At 62.6% G+C, this 15,740-nt stretch carries 14 protein-coding genes and 2 pseudogenes; 11 read left to right on the top strand and 5 right to left on the bottom strand.

All coding sequences use genetic code 11. The features are described from left to right. Positions 1 to 509 (bottom strand): helix-turn-helix domain-containing protein (locus NKI59_RS27355; RefSeq protein WP_352707933.1); only part of this gene is annotated, 509 nt, incomplete at its 3' end. 142 nt (positions 510 to 651) lie between these two features. Between NKI59_RS27355 and NKI59_RS27350 the strand changes: the two are divergent. From NKI59_RS27350 to NKI59_RS27320, 6 genes and pseudogenes are all read left to right on the top strand, one after another. Continuing rightward, positions 652 to 1,530 (top strand): annotated as a pseudogene (locus NKI59_RS27350) (tyrosine-type recombinase/integrase); the annotation flags it as partial. A gap of 801 nt (positions 1,531 to 2,331) precedes the next feature. After that, the gene (gene repA / locus NKI59_RS27340) at positions 2,332 to 3,540 is read left to right on the top strand and encodes a plasmid partitioning protein RepA (RefSeq protein WP_352707936.1); all 1,209 of its coding nucleotides are present in this window, start codon (positions 2,332 to 2,334) and stop codon (positions 3,538 to 3,540) included. Next, positions 3,537 to 4,535, top strand: coding sequence for a plasmid partitioning protein RepB (gene repB / locus NKI59_RS27335; protein ID WP_352707935.1), 999 nt, complete (start codon positions 3,537 to 3,539; stop codon positions 4,533 to 4,535). Before repA ends, repB begins: the two co-directional genes overlap by 4 nt. Positions 4,536 to 4,690: 155 nt before the next feature. Beyond that, positions 4,691 to 5,896 (top strand): plasmid replication protein RepC, encoded by a 1,206-nt coding sequence (gene repC, locus NKI59_RS27330; protein ID WP_352707932.1) that lies wholly within the window; start codon positions 4,691 to 4,693, stop codon positions 5,894 to 5,896. A gap of 88 nt (positions 5,897 to 5,984) precedes the next feature. Beyond that, positions 5,985 to 6,416: an antitoxin Xre-like helix-turn-helix domain-containing protein gene (locus tag NKI59_RS27325; protein ID WP_352707931.1), complete on the top strand. Its 432-nt coding sequence runs from the start codon at positions 5,985 to 5,987 to the stop codon at positions 6,414 to 6,416. Continuing rightward, on the top strand, positions 6,413 to 6,895 hold the full coding sequence (locus NKI59_RS27320; protein ID WP_352707930.1) for an RES family NAD+ phosphorylase: 483 nt from the start codon (positions 6,413 to 6,415) through the stop codon (positions 6,893 to 6,895). Before NKI59_RS27325 ends, NKI59_RS27320 begins: the two co-directional genes overlap by 4 nt. Positions 6,896 to 6,916: 21 nt before the next feature. On the opposite strand, the pseudogene NKI59_RS27315 reads toward NKI59_RS27320, so the two are convergent. Beyond that, positions 6,917 to 7,131 (bottom strand): annotated as a pseudogene (locus tag NKI59_RS27315) (integrase); the annotation flags it as partial. A gap of 556 nt (positions 7,132 to 7,687) precedes the next feature. Further along, positions 7,688 to 7,816 carry a hypothetical protein gene (locus NKI59_RS27305; RefSeq protein ID WP_352707929.1) on the bottom strand — a complete coding sequence of 43 codons (129 nt, stop codon included), beginning with the start codon at positions 7,814 to 7,816 and terminating at the stop codon, positions 7,688 to 7,690. 41 nt (positions 7,817 to 7,857) lie between these two features. Here NKI59_RS27305 and NKI59_RS27300 point away from each other — a divergent pair, with 41 nt between their 5' ends. After that, positions 7,858 to 8,550 carry a nucleotidyl transferase AbiEii/AbiGii toxin family protein gene (locus NKI59_RS27300; protein WP_352707928.1) on the top strand — a complete coding sequence of 231 codons (693 nt, stop codon included), beginning with the start codon at positions 7,858 to 7,860 and terminating at the stop codon, positions 8,548 to 8,550. A 41-nt stretch (positions 8,551 to 8,591) separates the two neighbouring features. Here NKI59_RS27300 and NKI59_RS27295 read toward each other — a convergent pair whose 3' ends face one another. After that, entirely contained in the window at positions 8,592 to 9,710 is a 1,119-nt protein-coding gene (locus NKI59_RS27295) for a tyrosine-type recombinase/integrase (RefSeq protein WP_352707927.1), read from the bottom strand. A 126-nt stretch (positions 9,711 to 9,836) separates the two neighbouring features. On the opposite strand from NKI59_RS27295, the gene NKI59_RS27290 reads away from it, so the two are divergent. From NKI59_RS27290 to NKI59_RS27275, 4 genes are read left to right on the top strand one after another with little or no spacing between them, the layout of a single operon-like run. Continuing rightward, positions 9,837 to 10,793: a DUF1403 family protein gene (locus tag NKI59_RS27290; RefSeq protein ID WP_352452675.1), complete on the top strand. Its 957-nt coding sequence runs from the start codon at positions 9,837 to 9,839 to the stop codon at positions 10,791 to 10,793. A 2-nt stretch (positions 10,794 to 10,795) separates the two neighbouring features. Continuing rightward, positions 10,796 to 11,497 carry an SMC-Scp complex subunit ScpB gene (gene scpB / locus NKI59_RS27285; RefSeq protein WP_352623857.1) on the top strand — a complete coding sequence of 234 codons (702 nt, stop codon included), beginning with the start codon at positions 10,796 to 10,798 and terminating at the stop codon, positions 11,495 to 11,497. Beyond that, positions 11,494 to 12,816 (top strand): SWIM zinc finger family protein, encoded by a 1,323-nt coding sequence (locus tag NKI59_RS27280; protein ID WP_352707926.1) that lies wholly within the window; start codon positions 11,494 to 11,496, stop codon positions 12,814 to 12,816. Before scpB ends, NKI59_RS27280 begins: the two co-directional genes overlap by 4 nt. Then, positions 12,813 to 13,310: a hypothetical protein gene (locus NKI59_RS27275; protein WP_352707925.1), complete on the top strand. Its 498-nt coding sequence runs from the start codon at positions 12,813 to 12,815 to the stop codon at positions 13,308 to 13,310. The genes NKI59_RS27280 and NKI59_RS27275 overlap by 4 nt, the downstream gene beginning before the upstream one ends. 82 nt (positions 13,311 to 13,392) lie before the next feature. On the opposite strand, the gene NKI59_RS27270 is transcribed toward NKI59_RS27275, so the two are convergent. Next, complete coding sequence (locus NKI59_RS27270) at positions 13,393 to 15,711, bottom strand: TOTE conflict system archaeo-eukaryotic primase domain-containing protein (RefSeq protein WP_352452671.1); 2,319 nt, start codon at positions 15,709 to 15,711, stop codon at positions 13,393 to 13,395. Positions 15,712 to 15,740 lie beyond the last annotated feature (29 nt).

The raw sequence follows: 15,740 nt of genomic DNA, 5'->3' as shown, positions 1-15,740 counted from the left end.
TCAAGCGGCCGCGACGCCGAAAGGGCACCTGGCGTGGCCGTTGTAGCTACGACCTCGCTCTCGCCGCGCTTACGTCCCCTCACCTGTAGATCGATCTCTTCAACCCGCGATTTGATGGTGCGCCAGTTTGGCGGAGCAAGGCCGGCCGCTGCGCAGGCGATTTGGACCTGCCGAACCAACTGCGCGAAGGACGGGCGTGTCGGCTTGAGATAAAAGCCCTCAATCGTTCGTCGCACGACGGGTTCTCGATCTTTGTCGAGGGCGCGATGTCCCTGGCGCCGACCGCGCTTGCGGTCCATCAGTGAACTTACAGTGCCACCTGCTCGAAACAGCTTGATCATCCTGTAGAGAGTGGCCCGGCTGAGGTCCAGTTCCCAAGCCAGATCCGCTACAGCCTGACCGCTCAGACCTTTTGGATACCGCTCCACGAGTTTGCGGATTGCCTCTTCGCGGCGGCAAGCCTCGTTCCAACGCGCTCGCTCCCCATGATCATTGCTGTCGTCGCCCATGCGACCGCGAACAATTCAAACTAACGTTAGACTGTCAGAATCTCACATTAACTGCAGCGAGCCAAGCGCGAATCTCAAATTCTCAATTTAAGTACAAGGCTAAGGGCTTGCAATCATTAGGCGAGAAGTCTCAACGCGACACTGGTGCCGGCGCAACGGTTTTGAACCCCTACCTCCGGCGGTGCAAATAATCGGGCTTTACATCAGCGCCTGCGCCGCTGGCGATGCCAAGCGCGGCATCCCTCCTCTCTCGGTCGCGACGATCGAGCGGCGGCTTTCCGGCCTCGCCTGGAATTTTACCCAGCGCGGCGTGCCAATGGATCGCTCCGATCGGCATATATCCACCGTGCTCGCCGGCATTCGCAGAAAACATGCCAAGCCGCCGCGGCAGAAAGAGGCCGTGCTCGGTGACGACATCAAGGCGATGATCGCCACGCTCGGCCATGATCTGCGCGGGCTGCGCGACCGCGCCATCCTGCTGCTCGGCTTCGCCGGCGGCCTGCGCCGCTCGGAAATCGTTGGGCTCGACGTCGTCCGCGACGACCACGGCGACAGCGCCGGCTGGATCGAGATTTTTGCCGACAAGGGCGTGCTGGTGACGCTGCGAGGAAAGACGGGCTGGCGCGAGGTCGAAGTCGGCCGTGGCTTCAGCGATTTGTCTTGCCCCGTGGTGGCGCTTGAGACCTGGATCAGGCTGGGCCGCATTGGGAGAGGCCCGCTTTTCCGGCGTATCTTCAAGGACAACAAGACCGTCGATGTCGAGCGACTCTCCGACAAGCACGTCGCCCGTCTGGTCAAGCACACGGCGCTCGCCGCCGGCGTTCGCGCCGATCTGCCGGAAGGGGAACGCGCGCTGCTGTTTTGAGGGCACTCGCTGCGCGCCGGCCTTGCCTCGTCGGCCGATATCGAGGAGCGATACGTGCAAAAACAGCTCGGCCATGCCTCGGCCGAGATGACCCGCAAATATCAGCGCCGGCGCGATCGATTCCGGACCAACCTCACCAAGGCCTCTGGTCTTTGAAAAAGCCCCTCCCCTTCAAATGCGTCATAGCCGGCATCCGCAACCCTTCCCAGCAAAAGAAGGTGGTGCTGCCTCACGCTCGATCGTGGCACCCTGCGCGGCCTCACGACCGGGCCATGCTCCTGATCGGCTTCGCTGGCTGCTTGGCGCGAAGTTGAGATCGACTGCGGTTCGTCCAAGAACTCCACCTGCCCTATCACTGCGCTGCAGACCTGGCTGAAGCTTGGGCACATCTGTCACGGGGCGCTGTTCCGGCGTGTCACCGGTGCATAAAGGTCGGCGCCAAGCGGCTCAAAGCCCAGGAGATGGCGCGTCTGGTCAAACGGACCGTGCCGGCGGCCGGTGTGTGTGGCGATCTTCGGAAGGCGAACGGCAAAAAGACTGTTTGCCGGCCATTCGCTACGTGCCGACCTCCCCTTCCTCGGTAGACGAGCACTATTCGCAAAAGCACCTCTGTCGCACGGGCGCCGTAATGACCCGCAAATGCCAGCTGCGGCGCGACCGCTTCCGGGTTAATCTCACCAAGGTAAGCGGGCTCTAGACTCCGCCCTGCGCAGATAGCCGTGAAATCTCTGGAAGTTGGCCGCGGCCAACTTTGTAGCTCGGCCACGAGTCAGAGCACTATTGTCCCGGTACGATTCGCAGGGAAAAAGAGTTGGCCGCAGCCAACTCTTTTGACCATCGACCACCGGAAACCGTTGTTTCATAAGGGTTCTTGGCATGGTTACCGAATCATGCCATTTTCGATACGGTTTTTTAGCAATTCCTGCCTAAAAAGCGCATCGAAAGGGGATATCGATGTTGCAGAATCAAAACGTATCGACGGCCATTTCTTCCGACGCGCGGATTTCTCATCATGCGCGTCAGCTGTCTATGCAGCTGCAGTTACTGCGAGAGCGCCTGTTTCCGCCGTCCTCCCAGAAAATGTTGAAGACGTTCACCTCCGGCGAAGCCGCTCATCTCGTCGGAGTGTCAGACGGCTACCTACGGCAGCTTTCAATAGACGGCAAAGGCCCTTCGCCGGAGGTGTCCCAGACTGGACGACGGTCGTACTCTCTCGCCCAAATTCATGAGTTGCGGCAGTACATGGCTTCTATCAAGCCGAAGGATGCACTCACTTACCTTCCGTGGCGGCGAAGCGGGGAAAAGCTTCAGACGATTGCCGTCGCGAACTTTAAGGGCGGCAGTGCGAAGACAACGACATCCATCTACCTGGCACAGTATCTTGCCCTGCAGGGGTATCGTGTTCTCGCGGTTGATCTCGACCCGCAGGCGTCGTTGTCGTCGATGCTCGGCGTTCAGCCGGAGTTCGATTTAGCGGAAGGCGAGACGCTCTATGGTGCGATCCGCTACGACGAGAAACGGCGGCCGCTGAAGGAAATAATCAGGAAAACGTACTTCGCTGGCCTCGACCTCGTTCCCGGAAACTTGGAACTGATGGAGTTCGAGCATGAAACCCCGACTGCGCTGATGGCGCGGAAGACAAGCAACTACGAGATCTTCTTCCGACGGGTCGGCATGGCGTTGGCCGAAGTCGAAGCCGATTACGACGTTGTGGTGATCGACTGTCCGCCGCAGCTCGGATACTTGACGCTTGGTGCGGTTTGCGCGGCGACATCGCTTCTGATCACCGTCCATCCTCAGATGGTCGACGTGGCGTCAATGTCGCAGTTTCTGCTGATGACTTCCGACCTTCTGTCGGTCGTCCGGAATGCAGGCGGCGATCTGAACCATGATTTCATCCGGTATGTCATAACGCGCCATGAGCCGCACGACGGTCCGCAGGCACAGATCGTTGCCCTGCTGAGAAGTCTGTTCGGGGACGAGGTTTTGGCGGCGACAGTCCTGAAATCGACGGCGATCGCCGACGCCGGGCTCACGAAACAGACGCTCTATGAAATCGAACGAGGACAAGTCCGCCGCTCGACATTCGACCGGGCAATCGAATCCCTTGATGCAGTCAACGGAGAAATCCTCGATGGCATTGAAATTGCATGGGGGCGGTCATGAGCAGACGAGACGTTCTGAGCGGAATATTTGCCGATACGACGCGAGAGTTGGCCGCGGCCAACTTATCCAAAGCGGCTGACGGCGGTCGTGTTCTGGCAGGGCCCGTAAGGACGATGGGACTTGCCCTCGACCGCATGGATCAGGAAGCCAGAGAACTTCAGGAAGCCTTGAAGTCCGGCGAGAGGGTTGTCGAACTTGATCCCGAACTCATTGACGGCTCATTCGTGCGTGACCGCCTCGACGGCGAGGTAACCGCAACAGACGATATTGTGAGGTCGATCGAGGAAAATGGCCAGGAAGTGCCCATCCTCGTCCGCCAGCACCCCGATCTCGAAGGACGATATCAGGTTGCCTATGGCCATAGGAGGCTTCGTGCTATCCGGCTCCTGAAGCGGAAGGTAAGGGCGGTTGTCAGGCCATTATCGGACAATGAACTCGTCGTCGCTCAAGGCATCGAAAACACTGCGAGAAAGGACCTTTCTTACATCGAGAGAGCGGTCTTTGCCTCAAGCCTCGAAGCACACGGCTTCGGCCGCGATCTGATCATGCAGGCATTGAGCACTGACAAGACGGAACTGTCGAAACTGTTGTCTGTCGCCAAGAGCATTCCGGGCAGCCTAGTCAAAGCCATCGGTGCCGCACCCTCTATGGGCCGCCGCAGGTGGATGGATATCGCCGAAAAGATCACCGATCCCAAAGCGCTGCGAGCCGCTACAAATGCCATCGAGAGGCCCGAATTCGAGGCCTTGGAGTCGGACGAACGCTTCATGATGGTTCTTGCAGAGGTTTCGAAAAAGCCGCAGCGAGAACAGACAGTCAGCGAGTGGAAACCGAACGGTGGCAAGGTCGCGGCAAAGATCAAGGACACCGGGACGGCCTATACGCTCTCCCTCAAGACCGCCGGAGCCGATGAAGGCTTCGGCGCGTATCTGACAGGACGGCTGGATGATCTCTATGCCGACTGGCAGACAAACAGGGAACGGAAACAGGAGTAAACCGCAAAAGAAAAAGGCCCCCGAACGTCACCGTCGCGGAAGCCCTTCTCATCCTTTAGCAAGCTGAGAATCACATTTTCGCGAATCACTGTCAAGAGTCTAGGCGTCGATTCGGCGAGCAAATTTCTTTTGCCCAATTGAAGGCGAAGGAAGAAATGGAAACGGGTATTGCAACGACGCCCTTTGGGCGGCGGCCGATGTCGCTTGCCATGCTGGCAGCGCAAAACGAGTCACGTGAAATCCCCAAAGGCAGGGTCGTCGACAAATGGCAGATCTACCGCAACCTCTGCGAGGGCAAGAGCATCGTCGGCATCGGCGATCGCGCCCTGGCCGTCCTGAATGCGTTGCTATCGTTCTATCCTGACAGTGAGCTGAGTGAGGAAAACGGCATCATCGTGTTTCCCTCGAACGCACAGCTGTCCCTCAGGGCGCACGGCATGCCCGATTCCACCTTGCGGAGGAACCTGGCGGAACTGGTGGATTGCGGTCTAGTCATCCGTCGGGACAGCCCGAACGGCAAGCGTTATGCACGGAAGGGCAGGGGTGGGGAGATCGAGGAAGCATTTGGCTTCTCGCTGGCGCCGCTGCTGGCCCGTGCTCAAGAGTTCGAGGCGGCGGCCGAGCGTGTTCGCGCCGACAACAGGGCGCTCAGGCTTATGAGGGAACGCATTACGCTACACCGCCGGGATACCCAGAAGTTGGTCGAGGCGGCCGTTGAGGAAGACGTGCCGGGCGACTGGGGAGGCCTGTGGAGGCGTTTCCGCGCCGTTGTGGAGGCAATTCCGCGCCGAGCTTGCATTGCCGAGCTCGAAGCCATCGTGGCCGATCTGGCCGCGTTGCGTGACGACGTGGATAAGCTGCTGGAAATTCATATGGAATCCACGAATCCGAGCGGCAATGACTCTCAAAACGAGCGGCAGCATTCTGATTCAAATACCGACTCTATTTTTGAACTTGAACCTGCTTTGGAAAAAAGCGGGTCGCCGGCCGAGCCAATAACGAGGACCGCAGAGCCGCCGAAAACCTATCCGCTGGGGCTAGTGCTGAAGGCCTGCCCCGAAATTGCGGACTACGCCGTTGAGGGGATCGGCAACTGGCGCGATTTCATGATAACCGCCGCCCAGGTGCGGGGATACCTGGGCGTTTCGCCGTCGGCGTATGAGGATGCCTGCCATGTCATGGGTCAGGAGATCGCCGCAGTGGTGATTGCCTGCATTCTGCACCGGGCACAACACATCGAGTCAGCCGGCGGCTATCTGCGGGTGTTGACCGAGAAGGCGAGGGCAGGGGAGTTTTCGGTCGGGCCTATGCTGATGGCGGCATTGCGAGCGAACGGCGTGACAGCAAAGATGACAGGGTAACCGTTGGCCGATCGGTTCGCGGCTGATGCATGGGCTTGCGTGGCGCATCATGTGAGGCTATATTTTGCCTCACATGATGGAGAGTGAAATGCTTGCGTTCGGAAATGTCGCCGACGTGTTGGGGCTGCCCGTTAAAGAGGTGGCGTCACGGTCGCCTTTCGGGCTGATCTCCCGGATCGAGAATGGACTTCCCATCGGGGCGCTCGAGCGCGTTGCGCATCTTCTGGCGCCTGGCGATGCTCAGTTCAAATACCGGCTGATCCCCAAGGCGACCTATGAGCGGCGCAAGACAGTACATCGTCTCTCGTCGGACGAGGGCACACGATTGGCCCGCGTGGCGCGCGTCTGGGGTCTTGCTGTCGATGTCTGGCAGAACGAAGAGGAAGCGCGCGATTTCTTGTTTCGGCCGCACCCGATGATTGAGGACAAGCGACCGATCGACGTCGTCATCCTGAGCGAGTTCGGCGCCGAAATGGTGGTCGATATCCTCGCAGGTCTGAAGTACGGCAGTGCTGCGTGACAGCGCAGACTCTCGATCGCACGCTATCGTCTTTTCGCATCGGCGATCCCGCCGGCACCTACCCGATCTTCGACGCGACCGGCTCGACAATCGCGCCGGGGCGATGGAACACGCCCGGAAGTCCTATCATCTACACCAGCGAGCACTATTCGACGGCCTTGTTGGAAAAGCTGGTGCATGGCAGCGGCAGACTGCCGCCCAATCAGCACTACATCGAAATCACAATCCCGCGCGGGCTGAGCTACGAGGCCTTTTCGCAGCCGTCACTGCCCGGCTGGGACACGATGCCGGCGACGCTGAGCAAGGGATTTGGCGAAACCTGGTGTTTACAACGGCGCAGCGTCATCCTGCTGGTGCCGAGTGTCGTGGCGCGTCTCGACAGCAATGTGCTGATCAATCCGGCGCATCCGGAGTTTTCAAGGATCCAGACGAGTCTCCATCAGCCCGTCTACTGGGACCGGCGGCTGTTTGGCGCGTAAGGGGAAGGGGCTTTCTGTCGCCTACAGCCTCGAGGCCTTGGTGAGATTGACACGGAACCGGTCACGTCGGCGCTGATATTTGCGTGTCATCGCCGCCGAGGTGTGGCCGAGCTGCTTTTGCACAAAACGTTCATCGACCTCGGCCGACGAGGCAAGCCCGGCGGGCAGGGAATGGCCGGAGAACTTTTGGCCCGTTCGCCTTCCGACCGGTCGCCGCGCACGCCGGCGGCAGGCGCGGCTGTCTCGGAACCAATAGTCCTGGAGCTGACGCCGCAAGCTGTGATGTGTCGGATCGATCTGCGACTCAGACGATGGCCAGCGCCCGCAGCGAATTCTCGCCGATGCCTTCCCTGGCGAGATGGCGCAACGTCGCGACGTCGTCGTCTGTCGCTTTTACTTCCCGATTTCAATTGAAGCCGTAAGCTGAAATTCGAAACCGCCGTTTACACCTTACGGCTTCAAGCGCGGGAAGGGGACCTTCAGAGCCTTTGGGTGAAGTCGACGCGGAGCCGATCGCGCCCTGCAGCTTCGTGAGGGCGGGACGTGCCGGAGTCATGCTTCCGAAGATCGTTCGCAGCCGGCCGAATGCTGCTCGATCCCGCGCGCTTCTGTAGCTCGATTGTGAGCCTCCCGAGCCATTTGCAATGCCCGAGTCTGGCAGCTTGTGCCCCATCCACGAATTGACTATTTTGCATGACTATGAGTGACCATCTGGCCTTGGTTCTGACGACAGTGAACGCGCCCTACAGCGAACAGCTCGACGGCGTGGGGCTGGCTCATTGTCTTTCGGATCTAGATCTGGCGAAGCAGTATCCTGGGCAGGTCAGTGCCTTCCTTGGAGAAGTGCCTGTCGAGCAGCAGATGGAATTCGCCGCCGCGCACCAGATAGCGGTCGATGATCTGAAGGCTTTCGCGGCCCATTTCTCTGCCTGGTCCGGCGAGAGCTATCAACTCGCTGCCTGATGATCGAGGTCTATAGCCGTCGTCCGTCCGAATGGCGGCGGCTTTTCGCCATTGCTGCCGATCTGATCGACCAACTCCGGGAGAAGGCCGGAGGTTTTGAATTCGAATGGTCGTTTGGCGGCGGCACGGCGATGATGATCCAGATCAACCATCGCGAAAGCCACGACGTCGATATCTTCCTCGACGACCCTCAGCTACTCGGCTTCATTGACCCATCCAAGAGCCAACTGAGCTTCAGCACGGGTCCTGCCGCATATGACAGCGACGGGACGAGGTTTCAGAAATTCGCGTTCGAGGGCCTGGGCGAGATTGACTTCATCGTGGCCGGGGCCTTGACCGGGACACCTTTCGAAAAGCGAGAGGTAGAAGGTCGTTCGGTATGGCTTGAGACCATTCCCGAGATCATTGCCAAGAAGGTTTATTACCGAGGCGCGGAGGCCAGACCGCGGGACATCTTCGATATCGCAGCCGCCGCGCGATCGCATCGAGCCGGCGTTGTCGGTGCCCTCCGGGCATTTCCGGATCGTGTCGCTCGAACAAGAGAGCGGCTTGCAGAGCTGAATCCGGAGTTCGTCAGACGGACGATCGCACAGCTCATGATCATGCCAGACTACCAGGAGATGGCTGCTGATAGCCTTGCCGTTGCAACAGCCCTGCTCGAAGAGGTGCTGTCAACAGCGACATCGTCCTGACCAGCGCCGGCAGCCGGTTTCAAGCGGGGGAGGGGGCTTTGCTAGAGCCCTGACGCCTTGGTGAGGTTGGTCCGGAACCGATCGCGCCGACGCTGATATTTGCGCGTCATCTCGGCCGAAGCGTGACCGAGCTGCTTCTGGACGTATCGCTCCTCAATGTCGGCCGAGGAGGCGAGGCCGGCGCGCAGCGAGTGTCCTGAGAACAGCAGCTCACGCTCGCCTTCCGGCAGATCGGCGCGTATGCCGGCGGCGAGCGCAGTCTGCTTGACCAGGCGGGCGACATGCTTGTCGGAGAGCCGCTCGACATCGACGGTCTTGTTGTCCTTGAAGATGCGGCGGAAGAGAGGGCCTCTCGCGATGCGGCCGAAGCGGATCCAGCTCTCGAGCGCGACGACCGGGCAGGATTGATCGCTGGAGCCGCGTCCGACCTCGACCTCACGCCAGCCGGTCTTGCCGCGCAGGGTGACCAGCACGCCCTTGTCCGGAAAAATCTCGATCCAACCGGCGCCGTCGTGGTTGCCATCGAGATGGTCGTCGCGGGCGACGTCGAGGCCGACGATTTCCGAGCGGCGCAGTCCGCCGGCGAAGCCGAGGAGCAAAATAGCGCGGTCGCGCAGGCCCCTCAGATCGTGGCCGAGCGTCGCGATCATGGCGATAAGATCGTCGCCAAGCACGGCCTCTTTTTGCCGCGGTGGCCTTGCGTGTTTGCGGCGAATACCGGCGAGGACGGTGGCGATATGCCGATCCGCGCGGTCCATTGGCAAGCCGCGCTGGGTAAAATTCCAGGCAAGGCCGGAGAGGCGCCGCTCGATGGTGGCGACGGAGAGCGGCGGCAGGCTGCGTTTCGGATCACCGGCGGCGGTGCCCGAGGCACAAGCGCCGATGTAGAGACCGATGACCTGGCTCGACGGCGGCATCGGCTCAAAACCTTCGCGGCGGCACCAGGAGGAAAAGTGCCGCCAGTCCTTGGCGTAGGCCTCGCGCGTGTTTTCGGAGCTGGCGGCGTTGGCGTAGCCTGTCGCGGTCTCGACGAGGGCTTCCAGCCGCGTTGGCGATGTGCCCATTGCCATCACCAGATCGACGATGTCGGGCAGGTCACCATCGGGACCGTTGTCAGCCGTTCCGTCGATTTTGGCGGGCTTTTGCCGGGGATTTTCCATGATTTGTGAGGCTATTGCCATATGTCCGATAAGGCAAGCTTACCGGACATAAAAGCGTTGCGACAGGCTGTGCGCTTTGCACCGGATCGCTAGCGAAAAGCGCACGATGGCGTTATCGTCCCCGCCATGATTCGTCCCGCCATGTCGCCGATTCCATCGACCTGCGAGCCGCCCACCGTGCCCGGCTGGGCGACCCAGCGCGGGTCGGTGACGAGCGATGCGGAGGCCGCCTTCATAGCCGGCGCGGCATTGCATGCGCTCGACACTCTGGTGCGCGAGGCGCCGCCCTGGGCCGGCGCCTGGCGCCAGCGCCAGGCGTTGAAATGCGCCGCGGCCGCCGTGCGCCTCGCCGGCCGCGCCGAGGACGAGGCGGCGCTGCGCGACGCCTGGCATCTGCGCAGCCCAGGCGACGATCCCGGCCCCTCCGGCGCCATTTTTGCGGCATGGAAACGACTGGCCTCACGCTCGCCGGCGGTCGACGCCGACGGCCTGCGCGGAATCTGCGACTTGCTCGGGGTCCGCTGGGATGGCGCGCTGGCGACCATCCCCGAACGCATGGACGATCTGCTGCGGTCCGCGCCGCCGGCGCCGTTCATGGCCGCCGCCATCGCCGGGCACGTCCACGCCGCGCGGCCGGAGGCGGCGTTTTTGGGCTGGTGGCTCGCCGACCTGGCGCTGGCGCAAAGATTGCGCTGGCCGCGGCCGGTGCCGCTCCTGATGGCGCAGGTGCATTCGTCAGCCTTTCGCACCGAGGGCGCACGAGGCGCAAAAATACGGCCGGGGGAGCAAAAGTTCGAGCGGGCGGTCTGCCTCGCGGTCGCGCAAGCCTCGGTGGAGGCCTGCCGGCTGGCCGCCGACATCGCCCGGAACGCCGCCCGGCTTGCCGCGGCGGCGCCCAAGCTCAGGGCGAAAGGGGCGGGGGAGGCGATCGGGTTGCTTCTCGACGAGGACGCCGTGCCCGGCTCGCTGCAGACGCCCCATCTGTCGCGATGGGGCGCGCGGCGCCTGTTCGAGCGGCTGACCGGTCTCGGCGCGGTGCGCGAACTGTCCGGCCGCGCCACCTTTCGCATCTACGGGCTGTGATGATGGCGGCGCGTCCGACGAAGGCTCGCCGAGAAAATGGGGATGGGCAACGACTGTTGCTTGACCGGGATCTCGACCACCTGCCGCCGGAGGTTCGGTGGCGTGAATGGATGGGGCGGGTCGAGGCGGTCATTTTCGCTTCCCACCAGCCGGTGTCGCGGGAGGTTCTTGCGCGGATGGTGGGCCGCGACTGCAATCTCGATCTTCTGATCGACGACATCCGCGCCGAACTGCGCGGCCGGCCCTACGATCTGGTGGCGGTCGCCGACGGCTGGCAGCACCGCACCCGGCCGGCTTTTTCAGACGCTATCCGCGCCGCTTCGGGCGTCAGCGAACAGACCGTCGACCTGTCGCAATCGGAAGCGCTGGTGCTGATGACGGTGGCGTATTTCCAGCCGATCACCCGCGCCGAGCTGTCCGGTTTTTTCGGCCGCGAGATCAGCCGCGACCTCATTGGCAATCTGCGCGGCGCCGGCTTCATTGCTTCCGGACCGCGCGCGCCGCAGCCGGGGGCGCCCTACACCTATGTGACGACGAAGACCTTCCTGTCCCACTTCAGCTTCGAGACGCTGCGCGATCTCCCCGACATGGAGAAGCTCGAGGACGCCGGCCTGCTCGACAAGGCAAAACTGCTCGCCGACTTGTCCGGCGCGCTCGGCATTGTCAGCGAAGACGCAGAGGCGGAGGAGCAGGGGCTGCCATGACGCCACCGCCATTCGGGGAACACACGATCCGTGCCCTCGCCACCGAGGAATCCTTCGCGCGCGGCAAAAGCTACTTTCGCAGCGGGGCTGTTTCCGAACTCGTGCGCCGCGGCGATGTCCTGACCGCGCAGGTCGAAGGCAGCGAATTCGCGCCTTACGTCGTGACGGTCCGGCTCCGCGAAGGCGGCGTCGCCCACACGCGCGGCGTGACCGAGACACGCTGCTCCTGCCCCTACGACTGGGGCGGCGCCTGCAAGCATGTCGTCGCCGTGCTCCTGAAGTTTGTTGCCAAGCCGGGCGAGGTCGTGGAAAGGCTTCCGCTCGCGGACATGCTCCGGGACCTCGATCGGGCGGCGCTGGCGGCGCTGCTGATCAGCCGGGCCGAGGAGGATCCGGGCTTGGTGCTCTGGCTCGAGGCGGAACTGGCCGTCGGCGCGCCGGACGGATTTTTGGCGGGTGCGCGCCGCACCGCCGTCGATCCGAAACCGATCAGACGGCAGGCTGAGGCGCTGCTGTCGGGGCGCAATTCCCGAAGACGCGGCTGGAGCGACGATGTCCCCGCGGTCGACGAGGACGGCGTCGCGGCGCTGATCGACAAGGCGAGGCCTTTCCTCGAGGCGGGTGACGGTCGCAACGCCCTCGCCATTTTGGAGCCGGTCACCGAGGCCCTGGTGCCCGCATGGCTCGAACAGGCCGACTGGGACGAAACGCTGCACGAGTTTTTTCCCGTGCTAGGCCAACTGATCGCCGAGGCGGTCCTGATGAGCGATCTCGCACCTGGCGAACGCGACGACCTGATGGCGCGGCTCGACGTCTGGCAGGGCGAACTCGACGGCTACGGCCTCGACGACCATCTGCAGGTCGCGATCGATGCGCTCGAACAGGGCTGGGATGAGATCGGTCTTGCGGACGTGATGGCCGGCCGGGGACGAACCTGGCCGCTCTCGGGCCAGGGCGACTGGATCATGGAGCGGCTGACGGAAGCCCGGCTGCGGGTGCTCGATATCGGCGGGCGGGCGGAGGAATTTCTCAACCTCGCCAGAGCGGCGGGACGGCATGGCGATCATGCCGCGATGCTCGTGCGGCTGGCACGTGTCGCGGAAGCTGCCGCTTATGCCCGGAAACAGTTTCGCTCCGCTGAAGAGGTTCTGCTGCTCTCACAGGTCTTGAAGGAGGCGGGACAGATCGACGAGGCGCTGGAACTGGCCGAATGGGGTCTGACGCTGAAGGCGGAAGAGGACCGCCCCATGGGATTGTCGGTCTCGCGCGCTGGCTGCGCGATTGCGCCGCCGCGCTGGCCAGGAGAGAACCCGCATTGACGGCGGCGGGCGCCGCTTTCGAGCACAGTCTGTCGCTCGATGATTTTCGGGCGGCCGAGACCCTGGCCGGACCGGAATGGACGGCGATGCGCGCCCGCCTTCTCGCGAAGCTGGCGGCGGCGAAACACGCTCACGACCGGACCGAGATTTTCCTGAACGAAGGCAGGATCGACGAGGCGGTGCGGTCCGTCGACCTCGAGAACGTTTTGCGCAATCCGTCCAATACGGTTCTTATGCGCCTCGCCGAGGCGGCGCACGCCAGCCATCCCGACTGGGTTATCGATGTCTGCGAGCGCATGGCCGTCAACGTCATGGATTCGGGCCAGGCCGGATTCTACGAACTGGCGGCGCAGTGGCTGGGAAAGGCGGTGCTCGCCTATGATGCGGCGGGCCGGTTCGACGACTGGATCGAAAGGATCGACAAGCTTATCGAAAAACACCGGCGCAAGCACAAGCTCAAGCCGCTGCTCCAAGCGTTGCGCCCGGGCGCATAGGCATGGCCGGACGGCCTTGGAGAGCCAAACAGCCATATCGTCGCACGAACGCGGCAACATCGTCGATAGACCCTGACCGACGCTATTCCAGACGGTAGCCAAGGGTCCGATATCCGGTCCGCCGCTTCGCGGCCATACGCGCCAGAACCTGCACGGCCCCGTCGACATAATCATAGACGAGAACGTCGGACTTGCCCTGATGTTCGCGATGCAGGCGCCCGACATACTGGGCGAGCGTCCCCTTCCACGAGATCGGCATGGTCAGGAACAGCGTGTCGAGCCGGTGGTCGTCAAAGCCTTCTCCGAGATAGCGGCCTGTCGCCAGAATGAGCCGTTCCTGATCGTCCGATACGCGAAGGGCAGCCTCGGCCGCATTGCGGTCAGCAGCCTTCATGCCGCCGCGCAGGACCACGAGATTGCGAGCAAACTTGGCAAATCGCGCCTGCAAGCGTTCGAGATGATCCCGCCGTTCGGTCAGCACGACCGGCGACCGACCCGCTTCCAGCGCCTTCAGCACGTCGTCGAAGATCAGATCGTTGCGGGGCTCGTCCACAGCAAGCGCGGCATAGATTGCTGGCATCGAGGGGCGTTCCATGTTCGCAAGGGAAAGCGGAAGCTGGAATGTGGTCGGTCGTTCCAGGACACGGTGGCTCAATGTGCTTTCGATTGCCTGGTGGCGCGCACTCGCGCGATACCGGACCGGTCCGCATTGCATGAAGATGATCGGATGGTGCCCGTCCTTGCGCGCGACAGTCGCCGACAGGCCGATGACGTATTTCGCCTTGGCGCGCCGCGCCACCAGCTCGAAGCTTGCTGCGGACAGATGATGGCACTCGTCTACGACGAGATGGCCGTAGTCGGCCACCAGATCCGAAACCTCGCCGCGCCGGACCAGGCTCTGGATAAGCGCAATATCGATGATGCCCGTCGGCTTGCGGCGCCCACCGCCGATGATGCCGATATGCTGCGGGTCAATTGCGAGGAAGGCTTTAAGACGCTCGATCCATTGAGTGAGCAGTTCGCGACGGTGCACGAGGATCAGCGTGTTGCGGGCGCGCTGCGCGATCAGTGCCGCGGTGACGACCGTCTTGCCGAATGCCGTGGCGGCAGCTAGCACGCCAAAGTCGTGCGCCGCCAGCGCTTCATTGGCTTCGACCTGCCTGCCCCTCAGCGCGCCGAGAAACCGTGTGCCTTCGGGAAGCGAAGTTCCCGATTCCCGGCGATCCTCCAGGTCGATGTCACCGCCGTGGTTCCGGATCAGGTCGATCACCTCGTCCAGACAGCCGCGCGGCAGCCCGACATGACTCGGATGCACCTCCGCGCAGGAAATGATCCGGGGCTTGCCGAAGGTCGACAGGCGCATGGCCTGGGCGCGATAGAACTCCGGATTCTGGAAAGCAGCCAACCGAACGAGCCGCGCCACCATGGTGGCGGGCAAGCCGGCGCGTTCGACATAGGCCTGATCCGCGAGCACGATCTTGATTCGGTCCGGCAGCGGCTCGGTGACTGCGATCGGAGCACGCCTGGAAGGCGTCATCCGCCAGGGCTCATCCGCTGCTTCATCCTCGACCGGCAGTCGCACGCCGAGCACGCGGCCCCGCATCTCCGCCTCGTCTACCAAGCGGCTCACCGCGTCGGCGGGCAGAAGCGGCAATGACGACAGGAACGCCCACTGGTCGGCAAAGGGACGCAGATCTCGATCGACAAAGACGCTGTTGCCCTGTTTCCGCGCGCGCCGCTGCAGCGGAAGGGCGATGAGATTTCCGAACCCGCCAACCGGCATGGTGTCCTGGCTTGGAAAGAAGCGGTCGTAAGAAGCAAAGCCGATTTCCGGGCGTCGCTCCATGGTCTCGGTCACGAGGAGGGAGCCGAGCTGTCGCGCGGTGCGCGCCGGGATCGGTTCGGAGAAGAAAATCCAGAGATGCCCGCCATTGCCGGACCGCGACCGCTCGAGCGCGGAATCAATGCCCTTGGCATCGCAAGTTTCCATCATGGCGATTGCATCCGCGGACCAACTCTCGCCGTCGAAATCAGCCGCCAGGAACCAGCAGGTTTCGTCGAGCAGCAGCGGGTAGACCCCGGCAACGAAGTTCTCGGAGCCGCGTCGCGACCCGGTCGCGCCACGCAGATGGTTTTCAATTACGTCGTCGGAGACCGGAATGAAGGCCTGACGTGGACATTCGCCACATTTTACCCGCGGCTTGCCGCAGATTCCCTTCACCCACTCATTGGCGCAGGCCGGCGCATAGCCCGACCGCCCCGCCTTCCTGTTTTCCCAGCGGACCGGATGCACGTCCGATCGGCCAGCAAATAGGCGGCGGAACAGAGCAATTTTGTCTACCGCCGTTGACGCATTGGTGACCGGCGCGGCTTCGGCGAAAGGCGCGGACAGGTCCGCCAAGGGGAGCAGTGCCTGTGGCTGATCAAGCT

Source organism: Mesorhizobium sp. M0598, assembly GCF_040320865.1.
Taxonomy (GTDB): Bacteria; Pseudomonadota; Alphaproteobacteria; order Rhizobiales; family Rhizobiaceae; genus Mesorhizobium.
Note: the sequence above shows the minus strand (reverse complement) of the source record. Positions and strands in the feature narration are given on the sequence as shown.